Source organism: Corynebacterium afermentans subsp. lipophilum (assembly GCF_030408375.1).
Classification (GTDB): Bacteria; Actinomycetota; Actinomycetes; order Mycobacteriales; family Mycobacteriaceae; genus Corynebacterium; species Corynebacterium lipophilum.
The window spans coordinates 880,218-900,923 of sequence record NZ_CP046530.1; the positions used below are offsets into that span (position 1 = coordinate 880,218).

At 67.4% G+C, this 20,706-nt stretch carries 19 protein-coding genes; 12 read left to right on the forward strand and 7 right to left on the reverse strand.

Features of this window, described 5'->3' with window-relative positions:
* The first annotated feature begins 3 nt into the window (after nucleotides 1-3).
* From CAFEL_RS04280 to CAFEL_RS04305, 6 genes are read left to right on the forward strand one after another with little or no spacing between them, the layout of a single operon-like run.
* Nucleotides 4-789, forward strand: coding sequence for an LOG family protein (locus CAFEL_RS04280; RefSeq protein WP_194560295.1), 786 nt, complete (start codon nucleotides 4-6; stop codon nucleotides 787-789).
* The gene (gene folP / locus CAFEL_RS04285; RefSeq protein WP_228496373.1) at nucleotides 782-1,633 is read left to right on the forward strand and encodes a dihydropteroate synthase; all 852 of its coding nucleotides are present in this window, start codon (nucleotides 782-784) and stop codon (nucleotides 1,631-1,633) included. The genes CAFEL_RS04280 and folP overlap by 8 nt, the downstream gene beginning before the upstream one ends.
* Nucleotides 1,630-2,346, forward strand: coding sequence for a glucosyl-3-phosphoglycerate synthase (locus tag CAFEL_RS04290; protein WP_194560294.1), 717 nt, complete (start codon nucleotides 1,630-1,632; stop codon nucleotides 2,344-2,346). The genes folP and CAFEL_RS04290 overlap by 4 nt, the downstream gene beginning before the upstream one ends.
* A 10-nt stretch (nucleotides 2,347-2,356) precedes the next feature.
* Nucleotides 2,357-2,665: a cell division protein DivIVA gene (locus tag CAFEL_RS04295; protein ID WP_194560293.1), complete on the forward strand. Its 309-nt coding sequence runs from the start codon at nucleotides 2,357-2,359 to the stop codon at nucleotides 2,663-2,665.
* Nucleotides 2,666-2,680: 15 nt separating this feature from the next.
* Entirely contained in the window at nucleotides 2,681-2,851 is a 171-nt protein-coding gene (locus tag CAFEL_RS04300; protein WP_070475087.1) for a DUF3117 domain-containing protein, read from the forward strand.
* A gap of 26 nt (nucleotides 2,852-2,877) precedes the next feature.
* Nucleotides 2,878-3,741 (forward strand): class I SAM-dependent methyltransferase, encoded by an 864-nt coding sequence (locus CAFEL_RS04305; protein WP_194560292.1) that lies wholly within the window; start codon nucleotides 2,878-2,880, stop codon nucleotides 3,739-3,741.
* 3 nt (nucleotides 3,742-3,744) lie between these two features.
* Here CAFEL_RS04305 and CAFEL_RS04310 read toward each other — a convergent pair whose 3' ends face one another.
* Nucleotides 3,745-5,145 (reverse strand): GH32 C-terminal domain-containing protein, encoded by a 1,401-nt coding sequence (locus CAFEL_RS04310; RefSeq protein WP_194560291.1) that lies wholly within the window; start codon nucleotides 5,143-5,145, stop codon nucleotides 3,745-3,747.
* Nucleotides 5,142-6,299 carry a glycogen synthase gene (gene glgA, locus CAFEL_RS04315; RefSeq protein WP_194560290.1) on the reverse strand — a complete coding sequence of 386 codons (1,158 nt, stop codon included), beginning with the start codon at nucleotides 6,297-6,299 and terminating at the stop codon, nucleotides 5,142-5,144. The genes CAFEL_RS04310 and glgA overlap by 4 nt, the downstream gene beginning before the upstream one ends.
* A gap of 67 nt (nucleotides 6,300-6,366) precedes the next feature.
* Between glgA and glgC the strand changes: the two genes are divergently transcribed.
* Entirely contained in the window at nucleotides 6,367-7,584 is a 1,218-nt protein-coding gene (gene glgC, locus CAFEL_RS04320) for a glucose-1-phosphate adenylyltransferase (protein ID WP_194560289.1), read from the forward strand.
* Here the strand turns inward: glgC and CAFEL_RS04325 are convergent.
* Nucleotides 7,581-8,255: an O-methyltransferase gene (locus CAFEL_RS04325; RefSeq protein WP_194560288.1), complete on the reverse strand. Its 675-nt coding sequence runs from the start codon at nucleotides 8,253-8,255 to the stop codon at nucleotides 7,581-7,583. The two genes, glgC and CAFEL_RS04325, sit on opposite strands and share 4 nt — an antisense overlap.
* A gap of 76 nt (nucleotides 8,256-8,331) precedes the next feature.
* On the opposite strand from CAFEL_RS04325, the gene sigE reads away from it, so the two are divergent.
* From sigE to tatB, 3 genes are read left to right on the forward strand one after another with little or no spacing between them, the layout of a single operon-like run.
* The gene (sigE, locus tag CAFEL_RS04330; RefSeq protein WP_034999735.1) at nucleotides 8,332-8,925 is read left to right on the forward strand and encodes an RNA polymerase sigma factor SigE; all 594 of its coding nucleotides are present in this window, start codon (nucleotides 8,332-8,334) and stop codon (nucleotides 8,923-8,925) included.
* Between the two features lie 21 nt (nucleotides 8,926-8,946).
* Nucleotides 8,947-9,315 (forward strand): anti-sigma factor family protein, encoded by a 369-nt coding sequence (locus tag CAFEL_RS04335; RefSeq protein WP_194560287.1) that lies wholly within the window; start codon nucleotides 8,947-8,949, stop codon nucleotides 9,313-9,315.
* Between the two features lie 10 nt (nucleotides 9,316-9,325).
* On the forward strand, nucleotides 9,326-9,739 hold the full coding sequence (gene tatB, locus CAFEL_RS04340; protein ID WP_070475093.1) for a Sec-independent protein translocase protein TatB: 414 nt from the start codon (nucleotides 9,326-9,328) through the stop codon (nucleotides 9,737-9,739).
* Here tatB and CAFEL_RS04345 read toward each other — a convergent pair.
* Nucleotides 9,732-10,868, reverse strand: coding sequence for an Mrp/NBP35 family ATP-binding protein (locus CAFEL_RS04345; RefSeq protein ID WP_194560286.1), 1,137 nt, complete (start codon nucleotides 10,866-10,868; stop codon nucleotides 9,732-9,734). The two genes, tatB and CAFEL_RS04345, sit on opposite strands and share 8 nt — an antisense overlap.
* Nucleotides 10,869-10,920: 52 nt before the next feature.
* On the opposite strand from CAFEL_RS04345, the gene CAFEL_RS04350 reads away from it, so the two are divergent.
* Together CAFEL_RS04350 and CAFEL_RS04355 are read left to right on the forward strand one after the other, a co-directional pair.
* A complete protein-coding gene (locus CAFEL_RS04350; RefSeq protein ID WP_194560285.1) occupies nucleotides 10,921-11,442 on the forward strand; it encodes a YflT domain-containing protein in 522 nt (173 codons plus the stop codon).
* Entirely contained in the window at nucleotides 11,435-12,157 is a 723-nt protein-coding gene (locus CAFEL_RS04355) for a hypothetical protein (protein WP_194560284.1), read from the forward strand. Before CAFEL_RS04350 ends, CAFEL_RS04355 begins: the two co-directional genes overlap by 8 nt.
* 87 nt (nucleotides 12,158-12,244) lie before the next feature.
* On the opposite strand, the gene CAFEL_RS04360 is transcribed toward CAFEL_RS04355, so the two are convergent.
* From CAFEL_RS04360 to CAFEL_RS04370, 3 genes are all read right to left on the reverse strand, one after another.
* Nucleotides 12,245-15,979, reverse strand: a complete 3,735-nt coding sequence (locus CAFEL_RS04360; protein WP_194560283.1) for a multifunctional oxoglutarate decarboxylase/oxoglutarate dehydrogenase thiamine pyrophosphate-binding subunit/dihydrolipoyllysine-residue succinyltransferase subunit — start codon at nucleotides 15,977-15,979, stop codon at nucleotides 12,245-12,247.
* Nucleotides 15,980-16,102: 123 nt separating this feature from the next.
* Complete coding sequence (locus CAFEL_RS04365) at nucleotides 16,103-19,711, reverse strand: ABC transporter ATP-binding protein (protein WP_194560493.1); 3,609 nt, start codon at nucleotides 19,709-19,711, stop codon at nucleotides 16,103-16,105.
* The gene (locus CAFEL_RS04370; RefSeq protein WP_194560282.1) at nucleotides 19,707-20,630 is read right to left on the reverse strand and encodes a hypothetical protein; all 924 of its coding nucleotides are present in this window, start codon (nucleotides 20,628-20,630) and stop codon (nucleotides 19,707-19,709) included. The genes CAFEL_RS04365 and CAFEL_RS04370 overlap by 5 nt, the downstream gene beginning before the upstream one ends.
* Nucleotides 20,631-20,706 lie beyond the last annotated feature (76 nt).

Consider the following 20,706-nt stretch of genomic DNA (forward strand, 5'->3'; position numbering starts at 1 on the left):
TCAATGGCCCCGCTGAACATCCCCCGTCCGGAGCGCGACCGGAAGCTGCGCGGCCCGATCGCGCTACGCGGTTCGGACCACCAGGCGTCCACGTTCGACCAGCGCCTGCTTGAGGCGTTCGGGCACGCGGACAGCCAGTGGCGCCACGAGGACCCGTGGCGCGTGATGCGCATCCAGAGCGAGTTCGTCGCGGGCTTCGACGCACTCAGCGAGATGCCGAAGGCCGTCACCGTGTTCGGCTCGGCGCGCCTGGGGGAGGGCACGGACGAGTACCGGCTGTCCTACGACGTGGGCAGGGCGCTGGTGGAGGCCGGCTACGCGGTGATCACCGGCGGCGGCCCGGGCTTGATGGAGGGCCCGAACCGTGGCGCGCACAACGCCGACGGCCTGTCGGTGGGCCTGGGCATTGAGCTGCCGTTCGAGCAGGGTTTGAACGACTGGGTGGATCTGGGGCTGAACTTCCGCTATTTCTTCGCCCGCAAGACCATGTTTTTGAAGTACTCGCAGGCGTTTATCGCGCTGCCGGGCGGCTTCGGCACGATGGACGAGGTCTTCGAGGTGCTGTGCATGGTGCAAACCGGCAAGGTCACCAACTTCCCGATTGTGCTGATGGGCACCGAGTTCTGGTCGGGGCTGGTGGCCTGGATCGAGGAGCAGCTGCTGGGCCGCGGGCTGATTTCGCCGGGCGACGAGAAGCTGTTTTTGGTCACCGACTCGGTGGACGAGGCGGTGGCGCACATCGTGGAGAAGCACAAGGTGATGACGGATCAGCGCCTCAAGGATGACTAAGCAGCTCGCCGAGGTGATGGCGATTGTCAACCGCACACCCGACTCGTTCTACGACAAGGGCGCGACGTTCGCCTCCGAGAAAGCACTTTTGCGTATCGACGACGCCGTGTCCGCCGGCGCCAGCATCATCGACGTTGGCGGTGTGAAAGCCGGTCCCGGTGACGACGTGGACGTGGCCGAGGAGATCGATCGCGTCGTGCCGCTGATCGCCGCCGCGCGCGGGCGCCACCCGGATGTGACGTTGAGCGTGGACACGTGGCGCGCGCCGGTGGCCGAGGCCGCGGTCGCCGCCGGCGCGGACCTGATCAACGACACGTGGGCCGGCTTCGACCCGGAGCTGGTGGAGGTCGCCGGCCACCACCGGGTGGGCTACGTCTGCTCCCACACCGGTGGGATCACTCCGCGCACCCGCCCGCACCGGGTGCATTACGACGACGTGGTCGCCGACGTCATCGCCGAAACCACGGCGCTGGCCGAGCGCGCGGCGTCGCTGGGCGTGCCGGAAAAGCGCATCTTCATCGACCCGACCCACGACTTCGGCAAGAACACCTACCACGGCCTGGAGCTTTTGCGGCGCGTGGACGAGCTGGTAGCCACCGGCTGGCCGGTGCTGATGGCGCTGTCGAACAAGGACTTCGTCGGCGAGACGCTGGACCGTGGGCTTTTCGGCGCGGACATCACCGAGCGCGTCCCCGGCACCCTCGCCGCCACCGCGTGGGCGGCCGCGCGCGGGGTGGCGGCGTTCCGCGTGCACGAGGTCGAGGCCACGCTGGACGTGATCCGCATGACCGCCGCGATCCAAGGCGAGATGGCCCCGCTGCACACTGTGCGAGGGCTCGCGTGAGAGTCAGTGTGGTCATTCCCGCGTTGAATGAGCAGGAGACGGTGGGCGGTGTCGTCGAGAAGTGTTTGGCATCGAGCGCCGACGAGGTGCTGGTGATCGACCCGGACTCCATCGACGCCACCGCCGCACGCGCCGCAGCCGCAGGCGCGAGGGTGGTGCCATGGCGCGAGGTGGACCCGCGCGAGCCGTGGGAGGGCAAGGGCGAGGCCCTGTGGCGCGGGGTGAAGGCGGCCACCGGCGACGTCGTGGTGTTCGTGGACGCGGACGTGACCTCGCTGGAACCGTGGTGGGTCGACGCGCTCGCCGAACCTTTTAGCGACGACAGCGTTCACCTGGTCAAGGCCTCCTACGAGCGGGCCCGCGCCGGCGGCCGTGTCACCGAGCTGACCGCCAAGCCGCTGTTGCGCGCGCTGTTCCCGCAGCTCGCGCACATCCGCCAGCCACTCGCCGGCGAGTACGCCATCCGCCGCTCCACCGCCCTTGGTCTTCCGTTCGTCGCAGGCTACGGCGTCGAAGCTGGCTTGCTCATCGACGTCGCCTCCACCCACACCCCCGCCTCCATCGCCCAGGCCGAGCTGAGCCCGCGCACGCACCGCAACCGCCCGCTCACGCAGCTGGGGCCCATGGCGGACGTGGTCTCCCGCACGATCTTGGCGCGCGCCGGGGTGGGCAAAATCCAGGTCCGCGAGCGCCCCGCCTGGGTGGACGGTTAAACTAACCGGCATGCTTTCCTGGATCGTGTTAATCCTCATCCTCGCGCTGCTGAGCATCATCGGCGTGCGCGTGTTCGCCTCCGTCTTCGGCCGCGGCGAGGCGCAGCCGCCGATGCCGCCGACCGCCGAGGTCAAGGAAGCCAACCGCCGCGCCGTGGAGGAGGGCAATTTCGGCGATATCCAGCTCGAGGTCGTGCACCGCGGCTACCGCATGGATCAGGTGGATGCGCTGCTGGAGCAGTTGGCTGGCGGCAACCTTGGGCCCGTCGAGAGGCAGGATGCTCAGGTAGAATCGTCTACGTCAACTATCGCGAAGTAAAAGGAGCGTAGACGAATGGCAGCAATGAAGCCGCGTACCGGCAGTGGCCCGATGGAAGCGGTGGAGGAGTCCCGCAAGATCGTGATGCGTATCCCGTCCGACGGCGGCGGCCGCCTCGTGGTGGAGCTGTCCAAGGAGGAGGCCGGCGAGCTCGGCCGACTGCTCACGGAGGCCGCAGAAGCCTAACGCGCCGAACGCGGTAGTATCGCCACATGCTCAACGACATTGTGGACGTGCTCGCCGACCCGGCAGACCTCACCCCGCTTCGGGGCGAAGACGATTTTTCCCGTCTCGTCTCCGAATCGGGGCATTCTTATGACGTGGCCAAGCAGGGCTACGTCACCCTCGCCGCTGGCAAGGGCATCGGGCACGAGGGTGACTCGCTGGAGATGGTCAACTCCCGCGAGACGTTTTTGTCCAACGGCCACTTCGCCCCGTTCGTGGAGGCCGTCTCCGACGCGCTCGCCGACGTTGTGGAGCGCGCCGCCGGCGAGACCGAACACCCGGTGATCATGGAGGCCGGCGCCGGCACCGGCTACTACCTGGCCCACACCCTGGACCTGATCGCGGGCGCGCGCGGCGTTGGCCTGGATGTGTCTGTGCCGGCCGCGAAGCACCTGGCCAAGGCCCACCCGCGCGTGGGCGCTGTGGTGGCGGACGTGTGGGATCAGCTGCCGATCCGCACCGGTTCCATCCACGCGCTGGCGGTGGTGTTCGCGCCGCGCAACCCGGCCGAGTTCGCGCGCGTGCTTGTCGACGGCGGCGAGGCCGTCATGCTCGTCGCCGACCAAGGCCACCTGGATGAGCTGCGCGAGCCGCTGGGCATCCTCGGCGTCGAAGATGGCAAGGTCGAGCGCCTCATCGCTCAGTCCGAGGGCCACTTGGTCCCGGCGGCGGATCCGGAGCTCATTGAGTTCCCGATGTTGCTGGAGCGCGACGCTATCGCCGCCCAGGTGGGTATGAGCCCGTCGGCGCGCCACCTGGATCGCGACACGCTTCAGGCCCGCTTGGCGGAGTTGCCGGAGCAGATGCGGGTCACCGCGCGTGCGCAGCTGATCCGCATGCGCAAGGCCTAAGCGTTAGCGCACGTAGCCGCGGCGCCACTCGGAGTGGATTTCCGCGCCGTTGTAGGCGCGGGTGCGGATGCCGGAGCAGCCGCCGTTGAGCCATACGCGCGAGGACATGACCACGCTGCCGCCGCCGGCGTAGACCTCGATGGTGGAGCCGTCGACGATGACGGTGATGTTGTCTTCGTCGTCGTCGTGGAGCTTGGCGCTGGCGGGGGAGCCGTCCTTGCGGTCGAGGACGATCTGGTCGCCGGAGTGGGTGATCTCTACGCCCGGTTCACCGTCGCCGTCGAGCACCTCTACGACGACGGAGGCTCCCGGCGCGACCTCGCAGAGCCCGGCCCACATGCGGGCGCGGTCGGTGCTGTCCACCGCGTCCGGAAGCCCCGGGGCGGGCACCTGGTAGAGGCGGCCGCCCTGCAGGGTGATGCGGCGCGGCAAGGTCAGGGCGTTAGCCCAGCCTTCGGCGTCCCAGTTGGGTTCTTGGGTGGGGTCGCCGGCGCGGTCGGTGTTGGTCATGAACCCGTACAGGTAGGCGCGCTCGTACAGCTTCGCCATTTCCACCAGGTTGTAGGTGGTGTTGCGGGGGCGGGTGAAGTCGTGGCCGTGGTCGACGATGGTAAACGGCGTGTCCACGCGGAAGGTGTGGCCGTGCAGCTCGCCGACGGCGTAGACGGCGGTGTCTTTGCCGTCGCGCTCGAGGGTGACAAACAAAACGTCGCGGATTTGGCCGTCCACTTCGTCGCGCAGGCGCACGATGCGCGGGGCGACCAAGGAGGTGTCGAGGTCGAAGCCGGTGTCGCCTTCGAATTCGAGGACGCCTTCAAGCTTCCAGTCGCGGCCGTCGTCGGAGGTGAGCACGACTGGCTTCGGCGCGGTTTCGGGGCCGGAGACGGCGAGCATGAGCCAGCCGTCGTGGTCGTCGTCGCGGTCGGTGTCGGCGTCCCAGTCGGGCACGACGCAGGGGGAGCGGAAGTTGCTCACGCCGGCGACGTCTTCGACCACGGCGCCGAGGCGGGCTGCGGCGCCGGAGACGTCGAGGTCGGCGTCCTCGTCGAGGTCGGAGCACAGCTCGTCGACGTGGGGGACGTGCGCGACCTGGATGGTGTTGCCGGCGGCGGTGGCGGAGGTGAAGTACAGGTCCACCCCGTCGCCGGCGGCGGAGACGCTGCCGGCGCGAACGGCGATTTCGCCGCCGACGGGCACGATGACGTCGTGGCAGTCGATCCAGCTAAACGCGTCTTCTGCGCTTTGCTGGTGGCCCCAGCGGCTTGGCGCGTCGGGGGTGGGGCGGTACTGGTAGAACATGTTCCACACGCGCTCGGCTGCCTTACCGGTGCGGTAGATGCCGGCGGGGCCTTCGAGAATGCCGGCCTCGGCGGTGACGTGCAGTTCCGGACGGTAAACGGTCATCTCTTCAGCCCCTTGTAAATCTCTACGGTTTCTTGCGCGATGGTCGCCCAGGAGAAGTCGGTTTTGGCGCGCGTGAGCCCGGCCGCGCCCAGGGCGGCGGCGCGCTCGGCATCGCCGGCGACGGCGTTGACGGCCTCGGCCAAGGCGGCTTCGAAGCCTGCAGTGTCGTTGGCATCGTAGTCCACCAGCACGCCGGTTTCGCCGTCGACGACGACTTCCGGGATGCCGCCGACGCGCGAGGCTACCACGGCGGTCTCGCACGCCATCGCCTCGAGGTTCACGATGCCCAGCGGCTCGTAGATGGACGGGCAGACGAAAACATCTGCCAGGGAGTACACCTCGCGCACCTTCTCGGGCGGCATCATTTCCTGGATCCAGAACACGCCGTCACGCGACGCCTTCAGCTTTTCGACGAGCCCTTCGGTCTCCGCCGCAATCTCCTTGGTGTCCGGGGCCCCGGCACACAGGATGAGCTGGATGTCCTCGTCGAAGGATTGGGCGGCCTTGAGCAGGTGGGCCACACCCTTTTGGCGTGTGATGCGCCCGACAAAGGCCACAACGGGTTTGTCCGGGTCCACACCCAGCTCCTCGGCGATGGTGCCGGAATCGGGGTACCACTTCTCCGGGTCGATGCCGTTTAGGACGGTGTGGACTTTAGTGTCGTCGATACGCGGGTAGGCGCGCAGGACCGCTTCCTTCATGCCGGCAGAGACCGCGATAACCGCATCGGCGTACTCGAAGGCGTTCTTCTCCGACCAGGAGGAGACGTTGTAGCCGCCGCCGAGCTGCTCGCGCTTCCACGGGCGGTCCGGCTCCAGGGAGTGGGCGGTGACCACGTGGGGGATTTCGTGCAGCTGGCCGGCCAGGTGCCCGCCGAGCCCCGCGTACCAGGTGTGGGAGTGCACCACGTCGAGCCCGGCGGCGGCGTCGGCCATGCGCAGGCCGGTGGACAGTGTTTTCATCGCCCCGTTGGCCTCCGCCAACGCGGGGTCGATGCCGTGCACGTAGACGCCTGCTGCGTCGCGCGGTGCGCCCATGCAGTGCACGTCCACCTCGACGATGTCGCGCATGAAGCGCGTCAGTTCGGTGACGTGGACGCCGGCGCCGCCGTAGACCTCCGGTGGGTATTCGCGGGTGAACATTCCGACTTTCATGACCGCCGAGCCTACTTACCCGCGCGATTCCCTGCAGGGACCTGGATTTCTCATTAGCCTTGAAAGTATGAAAAGCCAGCCTCGGGTTCTCGCCATCGTCCTCGCCGGCGGTGAGGGCAAGCGTCTGTTTCCGTTGACCGCCGACCGCGCCAAGCCGGCCGTGCCATTCGGCGGCAACTACCGTCTCATTGATTTTGTCCTGTCCAACCTGGTCAACGCGGGCTATATGCGCATCGCGGTGCTGACCCAGTACAAGTCGCACTCGCTGGACCGCCACGTCGCTACGGCGTGGAACGTCTCCGGCCCGACGCAGCAGTACATCGCGTCCGTGCCGGCGCAGCAGCGCCGCGGCAAGCGCTGGTACTCGGGCTCGGCGGACGCGATTGTGCAGTCGCTGAACTTGATCTACGACGACGCGCCGGACTACGTGCTGGTCTTCGGCGCGGACCACGTCTACCGCATGGATCCTTCGCAGATGGTGGAGGACCACATCGCCTCGGGCAAGGCCGCGACGGTGGCGGGCATCCGCGTGCCGCGCTCGGAGGCGCACGCGTTCGGCTGCATCCAGTCGGCAGACGACGGCACCATCAGGGAGTTTTTGGAGAAGCCGTCGGACCCGCCGGGCACCCCCGACGACCCGGAGACCACGTTCGCGTCCATGGGCAACTACTGTTTCTCCACCGAGGCGCTGATCCAGGCGCTGCTGGAGGACGAGCAGAATGAGGATTCCGCCCACGACATGGGCGGCGACATCATCCCGTATTTCGTGTCCCAGGGCGAGGCGAACGTCTACGACTTCTCCCGCAACGAGGTCCCGGGCGCGACGGAGCGCGACCGCGGCTACTGGCGCGACGTGGGCACCGTGGACTCGTTCTACGAAGCCCACATGGACCTCATTTCCTCGCACCCGGTGTTTAACCTCTACAACAAGGCGTGGCCCATTCACGCCACGGATGAGGACAACCTGCCGCCGGCGAAGTTCGTCATGGGCGGTATCGCGCAGGAGTCCATCGTGGCGTCCGGCTCCATCATCTCGGGCGCGACAGTGCGCAACTCGGTGTTGTCTACCGACGTCCGCGTCGAGGAAGGCGCCACCGTGGAAGGCTCAGTGCTGATGCCGGGCGTGCGCGTGGGCAAGGGCGCGGTGGTGCGCCACTGCATCCTGGACAAAAACGTCTACGTCTCCGACGGGGAGATCGTCGGCGTGGACCCCGAACGCGACCGTGAGCGCTTCAACGTCTCCGACAGCGGCGTGGTGTGCGTGGGCAAAAACGAGGTGATTTAGCGCCGCTTGGTCAGGAGCGTCAGCCCGCCGTCGAGAGGCAGGCGCGCAATGGCGGCCTCTTCGAGCGCCAGCGTATCGACGAAAGCGTCCGCCTCCCTCGCCGCCTCAGTTTCGCGGTCGCGGCGGGTGGGGTCGGCCACGGTGCCGTCGAGAAGCGAGCCCGCGATGACGAGCGTGCCGCCGGGGGCGAGCAGGGGCCACGCGGCGTCGATGAGCGGGCGCAACTCCACGGCCGAGACGTCGGCGTAGATGAGCTGGTACGCGCCCGTTGCCAGCCGGCCCATCACATCGAGCGGGCGGGAGGTGAGGAAACGCACCCGCGACGGTGCGAAGCCCGCGGCGCGGAACGCCTCCTTGGCGCCGGCCTGCAGCGCCGCCTCCGGTTCGATGCAGGTCAGGGTGGCCTTCTCGCGCAGACCAGCGAGGATGTGCAGGCCTGCAACACCCGCGGCCGGGGTCACCGCGACCGCGCCCTGGGCGGCATCGTTGCCCGCCGCCAGCACGGACAGCAGATCGCCCACGACCTGGCTGGGAACCGGCACGCCGTTTTCCCCGGCGTCCTCGCGGGCGCGGGCGAGTGCTTCGCCCACCGCCTCCGGCAGGTGGTCCCGGCGGGAGTCGATGTAGGTGCTCAGTTGGGTAAACGCTGTCTCACTCACAACGGCAATCATAGCGGGGCGCATGTGCCCAGGGAGCTCACAGCAGGCGTGCTGGCATCTGGGAGGTTGATCTGCCAAACTACTTGCCATGACCTCTGAGGAAAACCAGCTGTCCGGCACTGCCGCGTTCGACGCGGGCGAGGGGGCCATGCCCACCTGGTCGGAGCTGGTGCAGGAACACGCCGACAGCGTGTACCGCCTTGCCTACCGCCTCTCCGGCAACCAACACGACGCGGAAGACCTGACGCAGGAGACCTTCATGCGCGTGTTCCGGAGCCTGAAGAACTACCAGCCGGGCACCTTCGAAGGCTGGCTGCACCGCATTACAACCAACCTGTTTTTGGACATGGTGCGTCGCCGCGCGAAGATCCGCATGGAGGCGCTGCCGGAGGACTACGAGCGCGTGCCGGGCACCGACATGACGCCGGAGGAGGCCTACAACGTGGCCAACCTGGACCCGGCGCTGCAGCGCGCGCTGGATGATTTGGCGCCGGACTTCCGCGTCGCCGTCGTGCTTTGCGACGTCATGGGCATGACCTACGAGGAAATCGGCGACACCCTCGGCGTGAAGATGGGCACCGTGCGCTCGCGCATCCACCGCGGGCGCGCGCAGCTGCGCGAGTCGCTGGAGGCGCAGGCGCTTGACGACGCGCACGCGAAAGAACTCATCCGCACCCGCTAACCAAGCGACGTAATGATGTCCATGGCCAAACGCGAATTCAACTCCACCGACCACCTGAACCCGGAAGCGGTCGCCGCCTTCGTGGACGGCGAACTGTCTGATTCAGCGTTCCGCCGCGCCGCCCGCCACCTGACCGACTGCGACGAGTGCAGCGCCGAGGTCGACGCCCAGCGCCGCGCCGCGAACCGGCTGCGCGTGGTGGACAACTCGGGCGTGCACGCCCCGGCGTCGCTGGTGGAGCGCTTGGCTGGCATGGGCGCCGGGGACCTCGACAGGGTGGACGGGGTGGGCGAGGCGCCGGGCCCTCGCGGCCGGGTCAAGGATTTCGGCGCCAACCTCAGCTCGGCGCTGCACTCGGCTCTGGGCGCGCTGAAGCGGCGCGGGGAGTAGGGTGTTGTAGGTGTTTTCCAACATCGGCTGGGGCGAGATTTTCTTCATCCTGATCATCGGGCTCATCGTGATCGGGCCCGAACGCCTGCCCGCCGTGGTGGAGGATGTGCGCGCGGCGATCTACGCCGCGAAGAAGGCCATCAACAACGCCAAGGCTGAGCTCAACGGGGAGCTGGAGGGCTTCGAGGAGTTTAAAAAGCCGATCGACACCGTGTCCCAGTACGCGTCGATGGGCCCGCGCCGCGCGATGGCAAAGGTGTTGTTCGAGGACGAGGCCGTGGACCCGCGCCAGGCCAACCCCGAGCCCACCCGCTCGGGACCGCGCCCCGCGGCGCAGGAGCAGCCGAGGCCGGAGCAGCCGAGGCAGGATCAGGCGGAGCGGCCGTCGAAAGGCAGGAGCTTCTCCTGGGAGGACGTTATTTAACCTGCGGGTTGAGGCTCTTGCCTGCGAGGGATTCGCGGCGCACCTTCAACTGATCCGCGACGGCCTGGATGGCCTTGGCAGCGGGGGAGTCCGGCTCGGAGATGACGACGGGGGTGCCGGTGTCGCCGTGCTCGCGAAGCTGCGGGTCCAGGGGGATGGAGCCGAGCAGCTTTACGTCGGAGTCCGTCAGCTGCGTCAGGCGCTCGGCGACCTGCTCGCCGCCGCCCTCGCCGAAGATGTTCATCACGGTGCCGTCGGGCATGGTCATACCGGACATGTTCTCGATCACGCCGGCGATTTTCTGGTCCGTCTGCTGCGCGATCGTGCCGGCACGCTCCGCCACCTCCGCCGCGGCGGCCTGCGGGGTGGTCACGATGAGCAGCTCCGCGTTCGGCACCAGCTGCGCCACCGTGATGGCCACGTCGCCGGTGCCGGGCGGCAGGTCCATGAAAAGCACGTCCAGATCGCCCCAGTACACGTCGGCCAGGAACTGCTGGATCGCGCGGGTGAGCATGGGCCCACGCCACACGATCGGCGCGTTGCCCTCCACGAACTGGCCCACGGAGATGTGGCGCACGCCGTGGGTGATCGGCGGCATGATCATCTCGTCGACAACTGTGGGGCCCTTGTCGTTCGAGCCCATCAGCCCGGGCACGGAGTGGCCGTAGATGTCCGCGTCCACCACGCCGACGCTCAAGCCCTGCGCGGCGAGGGCGGTGGCCAGGTTCACGGTCATGGACGACTTGCCCACGCCGCCCTTGCCGGAGGCGACGGCGAAGATGCGGGTGCGCGTGTCCGGGTCCGCAAACGGGATCGCAGGCCCGGTCTGCTCGCCGCGCAGCTTCAGCGCCAGTGCGCGGCGCTGCTCGTCGCTCATGGTGTGCAGCGTGACGGAGACGTCGCCGACGCCGTCGAGTTCCTCTAGCACCGCGCGCGTGTTGGACTCGATGGTGTCGCGCATGGGGCAGCCGGCGATGGTCAGGTAGATGCCCACGGCCACGTCCGCGCCGGTAATGCGCACGGATTCCACCATGTCCAGTTCGGTGATGGGCTTGCCAATCTCGGGGTCTTCCACGCGCTCGAGTGCCGCGAGGACGTCCTGCTCTGTGATTTTTTGTTCTGTAGCCATGTTGCCCTGCAGTATAACGGTGCCCCGCAAGCGAGCGGATACACTGGTGGGCATGACAAATCCCATGAGCAACTCTTCCCGTGTGCCCGCGCGCGAGGTTCCCACGGGCTGGCCTGTCGGCAGCTTCAAAACCTACGCGGAGGCGCAGGAGGCGGTGGATTCGCTATCTGACAAGGAGTTCCCGGTGGAGAAGCTGTCCATCGTGGGCGTGGATCTCATGCAGGTGGAAAAGATCACGGGCCGTCTGACCTGGGGCAAGGTGCTGGGCACCGGCGCGCTCTCCGGCCTGTGGATGGGCCTGTTCATCGGCCTGATCCTGTCGGTGTTCACCGAGCCGGGCTCGGGTTGGGTGACGTTTACCACCACGCTGGTCATCGGCGCGATCTTCGGCGTGATTTTCGCGGCGGTGGCCTACGCGTTCACGGGCGGCAAGCGCGACTTCTCCTCGGCGACGACGATCGTGGCGGGCCACTACGACGTGCTCTGCGAGCCGGATGCCGCACCGCAGGCGCGCGACCTCATCGCGGGCCAGTTGCCTATCGACGACACGTCGCACCCCAACCCCGATGCATAAGCGCTACCGCGCCGCGGCGCTTTCCGCGTGCGCACTGACGGTCTCCGGAGCGTTGTCCGGGTGCGCTGCGCTAGGCCAGAAGACCACCAGCAAGGAACCGATCGCGATCGGCATCGACGCCGAGGATCCGGAGCAGCGCGTACTGGGCGAGATTTACAGCCGCGTGCTGCAGCAGCTGGGCCGGCCCACCAGCGTGACCGCCGCCGATTTTTCCGCCGGCGACACGCTGCGGGTGCTCAAGGAAACCCCGGTGGACTTCGTGGTGACATGCACCGGCCGCCTCGTCGAAGAAACCGACGTGGAGGCCGCCAAGCGCTTAAAGAAGGAAGCGAAGGATGCACCGGCCGGGTTTTCGGACGTGATCTACGACCAAGCCATCGCTGGCCTGCCCAGCACCCTGCGGACCGTGGACCCCTCGCCGGCGCAGAGCTGCGGCCGCTCGGGCGAGTTGCCCCAGAACATCATCCCGCTGTTCGACAAGTCGGGCTTCGACCGCGGCGAGATCAACCGCCTGAACTTCATCACCCGCGTCATCTCCACCAAGTCGCTGGAGGAGATGGTCGAAGACATCGAGGGCGGCGCCGACGTCCAGGACACGCTGGCGGCGTGGATGATGGAAAACGCCCACATCAACATCTACAACGACGAGCTGCCAGAGGCGGACGAGGACGGGGCAGCGGCGGGCGATTCCGCAGACAGTGCCGGAGCGCGCTAAATAGCCCCCAGACACGAGGAAGGGCCCCGGGATACCCCGGGGCCCTGACGCTTGTGGGGGAGCACCGGCGGCGCTCCCGTCGTCAAGCTACTTTGCAAATGCCTCCTCGAGCAGCTGCTTCTCCTCCTGCTGGTGCACCTTGGCCACACCGGTTGCGGTGGTGGACTGTGCGCGGCGGGACACGCGGACCATCTCCGGCATGTCCGGGATCAGGGTGCGCAGGTGCTCGTTGTAGAACGGCCATGCGCCCTGGTTTGCCGGCTCGTCCTGGACCCAGCGGATCTCCTTGGCGTTCGGGTAGTTCTTGAACGCGTCCGACAGGCGGTTGAACGGGATCGGGTGGAGCATCTCCACGCGGATGATCGCGATGTCGTCGCGGCCGTCCTTCTCACGCTTCTTGTCCAGCTCCCAGTAGATCTTGCCGGAGCACAGCATGATCGTGGTGACCTTGTCGGTGTCGCCGACGACCTTGTTGCCGCGCTCGACGAAGTTCGGGTCGTCGATGACGGACTGGAAGCGGTCCACCTCGATGAAGTCACCCGGCTGCGAGACAGCCGCCTTGTTGCGCAGCATCGACTTCGGGGTGAAGACGACCAGCGGGCGCTTCATCTCGCCGAGAGCCTGGCGGCGCAGCAGGTGGAAGTGGTTTGCCGGGGTGGACGGCTGAGCAATGGTCATCGAGCCCTCTGCCACGAGCTGCAGGTAGCGCTCGATGCGGGCCGACGAGTGGTCCGGGCCCTGGCCCTCGTAGCCGTGCGGCAGCAGCGCGATCAGCGAGGACAGTTCGCCCCACTTGGTCTCGGAGGAGGACAGGTACTCGTCGATGATGGTCTGCGCGCCGTTGGCGAAGTCGCCGAACTGCGCCTCCCAGGCCACCACGGCGTCCTTGTTGCCCAGGGTGTAGCCGTACTCGAAGCCCATGCCCGCGTACTCGGTCAGGGCGGAGTTGAACACCTGGAAGCGGCCGCCGTTGTCGGCCTCTTGCGCGTTGTGGTCCAGCGGGTTGTACGGTTCGGCGTTATCCGGGTTGTACAGCACCGCGTGGCGCTGGGTGAAGGTGCCGCGCTGGGAGTCCTCGCCGGCGAGGCGGACAAACTTGCCCTGCTCCGCCAGGGAACCGAAGGCGAGCAGCTCGCCCCAGCCCCAGTCGATGTCGCCGTCGGTGAACGAGCCGCCGCGCTTCTTCAGCACGGACTTCAGGCGCTTGTTCGGCGCGAAGTCCTCCGGCAGGTTCGCGAACGCGTCGGCGAGGCGCTTGAACTGGTCCTCGGAGATGTTCGTGTCCAGGCCGCGGGTGAGCTCCTGCGACTCGGTGATGCCGGTCTGCTCGCTCGGCTGGCCCTTCTCAGCCTTGACATCGGAGAAGACGGAATCCAACTGGTCGTGGAAGTCCTGTGCCGCCTTCTCGGCGTCTTCCTCGGTGATGTCGCCGCGGCCGATGAGGTCCTGGGTGTAGCGGGTGCGCACCGACGGGTGGGACTGGATGCGGTCGTACATGACCGGCTGGGTCACCGTCGGGTCATCGGCCTCGTTGTGGCCGCGCAGGCGGTAGCAGATCAGGTCGATGAAGACGTCCTTGCCAAACTCGCGGCGGTACTCGGTGGCCAGCTGGGCAACCCAGGCGGCGGCCTCCGGATCGTCGCCGTTGACGTGGAACACCGGGCAGTCGAAGCCCTTGGCCAGGTCGGTGGCGTAGTAGGAGGAACGGCCGGAGTCCGGGGTGGTGGTGAAGCCGATCTGGTTGTTCACCACGATGTGGATGGTGCCGCCGACGGTGTAGCCCGGCAGGCGGGACAGGTTCAGCGTCTCCTGGACGATGCCCAGGCCGGTGAAGGAAGCGTCGCCGTGCAGCATCAGCGGCACGACCGGGTGGTCCTCGCGGCCCTTGGCAAACTTGATCTGGTCTTCCTTGGCGCGCGCCATGCCCACCAGGACCGGATCCACGGCCTCGAGGTGGGACGGGTTGGCGGCCAGGGAGACCTTGATCTCGCCGTCGCCGAACATCTGGATGTGCTCGCCCTCGAAGCCGAGGTGGTACTTCACGTCGCCGGAGCCGCCCTGCTGGGCTGCACGCACGTTGCCCTCAAACTCGTTGAAGATGGTGGCGACCGGCTTGCCCACGATGTTGAACAGCACATTCAGGCGGCCACGGTGCGGCATGCCAATGACGACCTCTTCCAGGCCCTGGCCAGACGCGGTGTCGATGATGGCGTCCATCAGCGGGATCAGGGTCTCGGCGCCCTCGAGGGAGAAGCGCTTCTGGCCGAGGTACTTGGTCTGCAGGAAGTTCTCGAACGCCTCGGCGGCGTTGAGCTTCTGCAGGATGTACTTCTGCTCCGGGCCGGTCGGCTTCGGCATGCCGGCCTCGACGCGGTCGCGCAGCCACTCGCGCTCGTCGCGGTCCATGATGTGCGAGTACTCGGTGCCCACCTTCAGGGTGTAGGCGGCGCGCAGGCGGGTCATGACCTCGCGCAGGGTCATCTGCTCCTTGCCGCCGAAGCCGCCGACGTGGAAGACGCGGTCCAAGTCCCACAGGGTCAGGCCGTGGGTTTCCATCAGCAGGTCGCGGGAGTCCGGCTTGGGCAGGCCCGGCTGGTGCCAGTGCAGCGGGTTGGTGTCGGCGATGAGGTGGCCGCGGGAGCGGTACGCCTCGATCAGCTGCATGACGCGGGTGTCCTTGTTGATGCCGGTGTTCGGCTCGTCCTGTGCCCAGCGCAGTGGCGCGAACGGGATGCGCAGGGAGCGGAAGATCTCGTCCCAGAACTTGTCGTCGATGAGCAGCTGGGAGATGTCGCGCAGGAACTCGCCGGACTCCGCGCCCTGGATGACGCGGTGGTCGTAGGTGGAGGTCAGGGTGACCAGCTTGCCCACGCCGAGCTCGGCGAGGCGGTCCTCGGAAGCGCCGGCGAACTCCGCCGGGTAGTCCATTGCGCCGACGCCGACGATGGTGCCCTGGCCCTTGGTCAGGCGCGGGATGGAGTGGCGGGTGCCGATGCCGCCCGGGTTGGTCAGCTGGATGGTCACGCCGGAGAAGTCGTCCATGGTGAGCTTGCCGTCGCGGGCGCGGGCGACGATGTCCTCGTACGCGTCGACGAACTCGTCGAAGGACTTGGTCTCGCACTCCTTGATGGCGGCGACGACCAGGGAGCGGGAGCCGTTCTTGCCCGGCAGGTCGATGGCCAGGCCGAGGTTGATGTGCTCCGGCTGCACCGCGAAGGACTTGTTGCCGTCCTCCTTGTAGTTCTTGTTCATGTCCGGGTGCAGCTTGGCGGCCAGGACGATGGCGTAGCCCAGGATGTGGGTGAAGGAGACCTTGCCGCCGCGGGTGCGCTTGAGGTGGTCGTTGATCAGCGCGCGGTTTTCAAACATGAGCTTGACCGGCATGTCGCGCACGGTGGTCGCGGTCGGCACCTCGAGCGACTCGTTCATGTTCTTGGCAATGGCCTTGAAAGCGCCCTTGAGCTGGAACTCGCCGGGCTCGGCTTCGATCTGGTTGACCTTGTCCAGCGGGGAAGCCTTCCCTGCGGCGGCGGGGCGCTTCGGCTTCGCCTCGACCTTGGCGGCTGCCTCGTCCACCTTGGTCTCGCGGCCGTCCTGGCTCGGGGCACCGGTGGAGCGTGAGACCTTCGGGTCGGTCCTCGGAGTGCTTGCGCTCTCATCGGAAGGGGTGACGCTGGGGGTGCCCTTCGCGGTCTTCGGAGCGCCCTTGTTCTCGAAGAGTTCGCGCCATTCGGCGTCCACCGAGTTGGGGTCGTCCTTGTACTGCTGGAACATCTCGTCAACCAGCCAGCTGTTCTGGCCGAACGTGTTTTCGCTGCTCACGGCAGGTTCTCGCCTTCCTTCTGGGTTGTGTTCGCGGAACGTTTCTTTGACTGTAATCGTCGGCGCTGGTAGAGCGCTAACTTGGATTGTTCCTCTCCACGGGGGCCTTGTGTTTCACCCCCGTTATCGGTTAACAGCCCACATATGGGCATATCTTCCGCCTGCGGAGATGAGGTCCTCGTGGCAGCCGTCTTCAATGATACGTCCTTCATCAATCACGAGTATTCGGTCGGCGCGCGCGGCGGTGGCGAGCCGGTGCGCGACGACGACGGAGGTGCGGCCTTCCATCGCGTGGTCGGAGGCGTCGAGGACGGCGCGTTCGGTGGCAGGGTCGAGGGTGGCGGTGGCTTCGTCCAAAAGCAGCACAGCGGGTTGGAGCATCTCGGCGCGGGCGAGCGCGATGATTTGGCGCTGCCCGGAACTTAGGCCCCGGCCGCGTTCGCCGACTCGCGCGTTGAAGCCGTCGGGGATGGTGCCGATCACGCCGAGCGCGCCGATGCGTTCCACCGCCGCCTGCACTTGCGCGTCCGTGGCGTCGGCGGCGCCGTAGGCGATGTTGTCGGCGACGGTGCCGGGGAAGAGGTAGGACTCCTGTGGCACCTGCGCCAGCGCGCGCCGCCAATCCGCGAGCGGAAACTCGGCGACGTTCGTCCCCGAGGCGCGCACGACACCGTCCACTGGGTCGTAGAAGCGGGCAAGCAGCTTGACGACGGTCGACTTGCCCGCGCCCGTCGGCCCCACCAACGCCACCGTGGAGCCGGGAGAAAGGGCAAGATCCATGCCGTCGATGACTGGCTCTGAGTCCGGCGAGTAGCCGAAGGTGACGTCGTCAAGCACAAGCTCCCCGGACGCCGCGGTGTGCGCACCTGGGCGGGTGCCGGTGTTGGGGACGGTGGTGCGCTCGGCCAGCAGCTCGCGGATGCGGTCGAAGCTGACGGTGGCTTGCTGCCAGGAGTCGAAGATTTGTCCGAGCTGCTGGATGGGGCCGTAGAGCTGGCTTAGGTACATGGTGAAGGCGACGAGCACGCCGACCGACAGCGTGCCGTCAGCGATGCGGGTCGCGCCGACGCCGATGATCACCGCGGTCATGACTTGGGAGACGAACTGCATGCCGGGGAAGTACAGGCCCACCAGGCGCACCGAGCGCATGCGGATGCGGCGGTACGTGTCGCTCATCTGTGCAAAACGCGACTCGAAGTGGTCTTGGGCGAGGTGGGTCTGCGTGACTCGGATGCCGCCGATGAGCTCGGCGAACTCGCCGTTGACCGCGGAGATCTGCGCGCGCGAGGCGGCGTAGAAGCGTTTGGAGAAGTGCCTGAAACCCCAGGTGGCCAGCGCGATGACGGGCACTGCGGCAAACGCGACGAGCGCGAGCTGGCCGTCGGTGGCCACCAGCATCACCGTCACGCCGGCAAGCGAGCCGATGGCGACAATCGCCTGCGCCAGACCGGTTTGCAGGAAGCTGGACAACGTGTCGATGTCGGTGGTCATGCGCGTCATGATCTTGCCGGACAGGCGCGACTCGAAAAAGCTTAAGCCCAGCTGCTGCAGGTGCGCATACGAGCGCAGGCGCAGGCCGTAGAGGAGGCGCTCGCCGGAGCGCGAGGACAGCACTGTCATCACGGTCATGGACGCCCACGCCACCGCCACCACGGCCAGCGCGATCAGTCCGGTGCGGATCAGGCTGGCCTGGTCGGCGCCTGCGATGCCGCGGTCCACAGCCGCGCGCACGAGGGTGGGAAACGCCAGGTCCGCCAGCACGCCGACGACCAGCAGGGCCACGGTGCCGGCGATGAGCCAGCGCACCGCGCGGAACAGCTCGCGCACGTGGAAGTCGCTGGACGGGGTGCGCAGCTGCTCCAGGCGCTCTTCACTCAGGTCCGGCTGCTCGGTGGCCTCCGGGAGTTTCTCCACCCGTGCGAGCAGCTCCGGGGTGGCGTTGACCGTGGACGCGCGCCCGGTGGTGGGCACGATCACGCGCTCCTGCTCGGGCTCGGTGACCTCGGGCCACAGCTCGGCGCGCGTCGGGGCGGCAGGCAGCTGCGCCGGCGTGTCGGCGGACATGGTGGCCAGGTACTCCGGGCTCTGCACAACCTCGTCGCGGGGGCCATGCTTGACGACGATTCCGTGGTCGACCACCGCCACAATATCCGCATGATCCACCGTGGACTGCCGGTGCGCGACGGTGAGCACCGCGACATCCTTGAGCTCCTCGCGCAGGTTGGCCAAGATCTGCGCCTCGGTGACCGCGTCGATGGCGCTGGTGGCGTCGTCGAGCACGAGCACCTCAGGCGCGGCCATGAGCGCACGCGCCAGGGCGATGCGTTGGCGCTGCCCGCCGGATAAGGTCAGGCCGCGCTCGCCGACTTCGGTGTCGTAGCCGTCGGGCAGGCGCTCGATGAACTCGTCGGCGCAGGCCAGGCGCGCGGCCTCGCGCACAGCGGTGTCAAGCTCTTCCGGCGGGAGATGAGAGCCCATGGCGATGTTCTCGCGCACGGAGGAAGAGAACAAAAACGCCTCGTCGAACACGCACAGGACTTTGTGGCGTAAGGCGGCGGGGGTGGCGGAGCCGTCGAGAAGCTCGACGCTTCCGGAATCCGGCTGGTAGAAGCCGCCGGCGAGCTGGACGGCCATGGTTTTGCCCGCGCCGGGCGGGCCAACGAGCGCGACCGTCTCACCCGGGCGCACGGTGAGCGAAAAGTCGTTGAGCACCGGGTTGCCGCCGGTGGTAAAGCGCACGTTGTCGAAGTGCAGGCCCGTGCCCACCACGGGGCCGCCAGTGTCTTCGCGGGCCGGGGCGAGCTTGAGCACGTCGTCGAGGCGGTCGAACGAGCTCATGCCCATCTGCAGCCGCACGTACTGGTTGGTCAGCATGGACAGCATCGACGTCATGGAGGTCAGATACGCCGTGAACGCCACGAACTGGCCGATGGTGATCTGCCCGCGGATAGCCAGCATGCCGCCGGCGATGATGGTGACCACCAGCGCGACCTTGGGCAGCTGGGACAGGATCGGTTGGAACCGCGCCGTGAGCTTCGCCGCACGCATCTTCACCGCGTACAGGTGGCGGCCCAGCTGGTCCAGCCGGTCGATCTCGCGCTGCTCCTGGCCGAACGCTTTGACCACGCGCACGCCGGAGACGGTCTGCTCCACGTGCTCCGCGAGTTCTGCGGTGGCGTGCTGGTTGACCCACGTGGCGGCGTAGAGCGTTTTGCGCGAGCGGTTGGCCTCCCACAGGATCAGCGGCAGCAGCGCAAGCGACATCAGGGTCAGCGGGATGTCCATCCACAGCATCACCGCGAGAGTGAGTGCGAGCTGCACCACGCGCGTGAGCAGCATGGGCAGGTTCGCCAACACCATGTGGTACTGGTTCAAATCCGAGATGGAGCGCGAGACGATCTGCCCGGTGACAATGTCGTCCTGGCCCGGCCCGTCCAGGCGGTGCAGCGTGCGCAGGATTTCGGTGCGCAACCAGTGCTGGGAGCTGGTCGCCAGCCGGCCCGCCGTGACGCGGCGGGTGAAACTTAAGGCGTAGGTGGCCGCGGCGACGGCGACCATTGCCCACGCGGTGCGCGTCACTGATCCCTCCGCGTTGCCGGTGGCGATGTCCACCGCGTGGCCGGTCAGCGCCGGCACCGCCGTTTGGAACACCGCTGCGAGCGTGGCCGCGGCAAAGGCGGCGACGGCCGCGGGCCGGTTGGCGCTAAGGGATCTGGTGAGCAGGGGGTTAATTGTTGTCGCCGTCCTTGTTGTTGTCCTTGTCGGTCACGTCTTTGACGATCTTCACGTCCGCTTTGTCCTCGTCCTTGAACTGGCGCAGGATCCAGGCGGCGAACTCCTTCGGGTTCAGGCTCAGGCCCTTGCCGTCCTCGTCGTCGCCGTCGTTGTCCTTCTCCGGCAGCGGGGTGGCAAAACCGGCCGGCACGGCGCCGAGGCCGGATTGCACGTTGCCGATCACGCCGTCCGCAAGCTTGCGGTTGGCGGTGGTGCCGGCGATCGCGCCGATACCCAGCGGCATGAGCTTGCCTAGCCACGCACGCCGCAGCGTCTTGCGCATTGAGCGCATGGCGATGCGTTCCAGCACGTTGTTGGTGTTCGCCAGCGTCGGGCCGGAGAACTTGGCCAGGGTGGACTTGCCGGGGATTTTACCGGCGTCGTCGCCAAGCATGGCGTCCACAATCGCGAGCCCCTTCGCGCCCATCAGCAGCGACAGCACGAGCGCGCGGCGGCGCTCCGGGTCGGAGATGTCTTCGCCGCGCAGGTAGGCGGATGCCACGGCGTAGAACGCGGCGAGGTCCAAAAACAGCACCGATTCGCCCGCCACCGCGGCCGCGCCGGTAAACAGGCCGATGCCCGGCACGGCGGCCGCGGCACCCACACCCGCGCCGGTGCCGGTGACGGTGTTTTTCAGGTGCTTGTCCATCAGCTTCTGAATCTCCGCCGGTGAGGCCTCCGGGTTCTGGCGGCGCAGCCAGTTCACGTACGTGCGGATGGTGGAGGTCTGCATCTGCACCGCCTTATCCACCGCACCGATAAACGCGCGCCCCAGCGGGCCGGCGTCCTTTTCCAGCTGCGCCGGGTCCTCGCGCAGTGCCTCCTCGATCTCCTGGCGCACGGCTAGGTCCTTGGACTTCTTCTTGGAGCCAAACATCGTGTGTTCTTTCGTTAATGGTCTGATTTACGTCGGTCAAGCATAGTTGGACTTCGCGCGCATCCGTCTACGCTGG

What these genes read in the sequence shown, in the direction of transcription:
- CAFEL_RS04325 (WP_194560288.1), bottom strand. Translation starts at nt 8,255, where the DNA reads ATGATTGCCGTTGTGAGTGAGACAGCGTTTACCCAACTGAGCACCTAC.
- CAFEL_RS04280 (WP_194560295.1), top strand. Translation starts at nt 4, where the DNA reads ATGGCCCCGCTGAACATCCCCCGTCCGGAGCGCGACCGGAAGCTGCGC.
- CAFEL_RS04310 (WP_194560291.1), bottom strand. Translation starts at nt 5,145, where the DNA reads ATGACCGTTTACCGTCCGGAACTGCACGTCACCGCCGAGGCCGGCATT.
- glgA (WP_194560290.1), bottom strand. Translation starts at nt 6,299, where the DNA reads ATGAAAGTCGGAATGTTCACCCGCGAATACCCACCGGAGGTCTACGGC.
- CAFEL_RS04350 (WP_194560285.1), top strand. Translation starts at nt 10,921, where the DNA reads ATGACAAATCCCATGAGCAACTCTTCCCGTGTGCCCGCGCGCGAGGTT.
- CAFEL_RS04335 (WP_194560287.1), top strand. Translation starts at nt 8,947, where the DNA reads ATGGCCAAACGCGAATTCAACTCCACCGACCACCTGAACCCGGAAGCG.
- CAFEL_RS04305 (WP_194560292.1), top strand. Translation starts at nt 2,878, where the DNA reads ATGCTCAACGACATTGTGGACGTGCTCGCCGACCCGGCAGACCTCACC.
- CAFEL_RS04300 (WP_070475087.1), top strand. Translation starts at nt 2,681, where the DNA reads ATGGCAGCAATGAAGCCGCGTACCGGCAGTGGCCCGATGGAAGCGGTG.
- CAFEL_RS04295 (WP_194560293.1), top strand. Translation starts at nt 2,357, where the DNA reads ATGCTTTCCTGGATCGTGTTAATCCTCATCCTCGCGCTGCTGAGCATC.
- folP (WP_228496373.1), top strand. Translation starts at nt 782, where the DNA reads ATGACTAAGCAGCTCGCCGAGGTGATGGCGATTGTCAACCGCACACCC.
- CAFEL_RS04355 (WP_194560284.1), top strand. Translation starts at nt 11,435, where the DNA reads ATGCATAAGCGCTACCGCGCCGCGGCGCTTTCCGCGTGCGCACTGACG.
- CAFEL_RS04345 (WP_194560286.1), bottom strand. Translation starts at nt 10,868, where the DNA reads ATGGCTACAGAACAAAAAATCACAGAGCAGGACGTCCTCGCGGCACTC.
- glgC (WP_194560289.1), top strand. Translation starts at nt 6,367, where the DNA reads ATGAAAAGCCAGCCTCGGGTTCTCGCCATCGTCCTCGCCGGCGGTGAG.
- sigE (WP_034999735.1), top strand. Translation starts at nt 8,332, where the DNA reads ATGACCTCTGAGGAAAACCAGCTGTCCGGCACTGCCGCGTTCGACGCG.
- CAFEL_RS04370 (WP_194560282.1), bottom strand. Translation starts at nt 20,630, where the DNA reads ATGTTTGGCTCCAAGAAGAAGTCCAAGGACCTAGCCGTGCGCCAGGAG.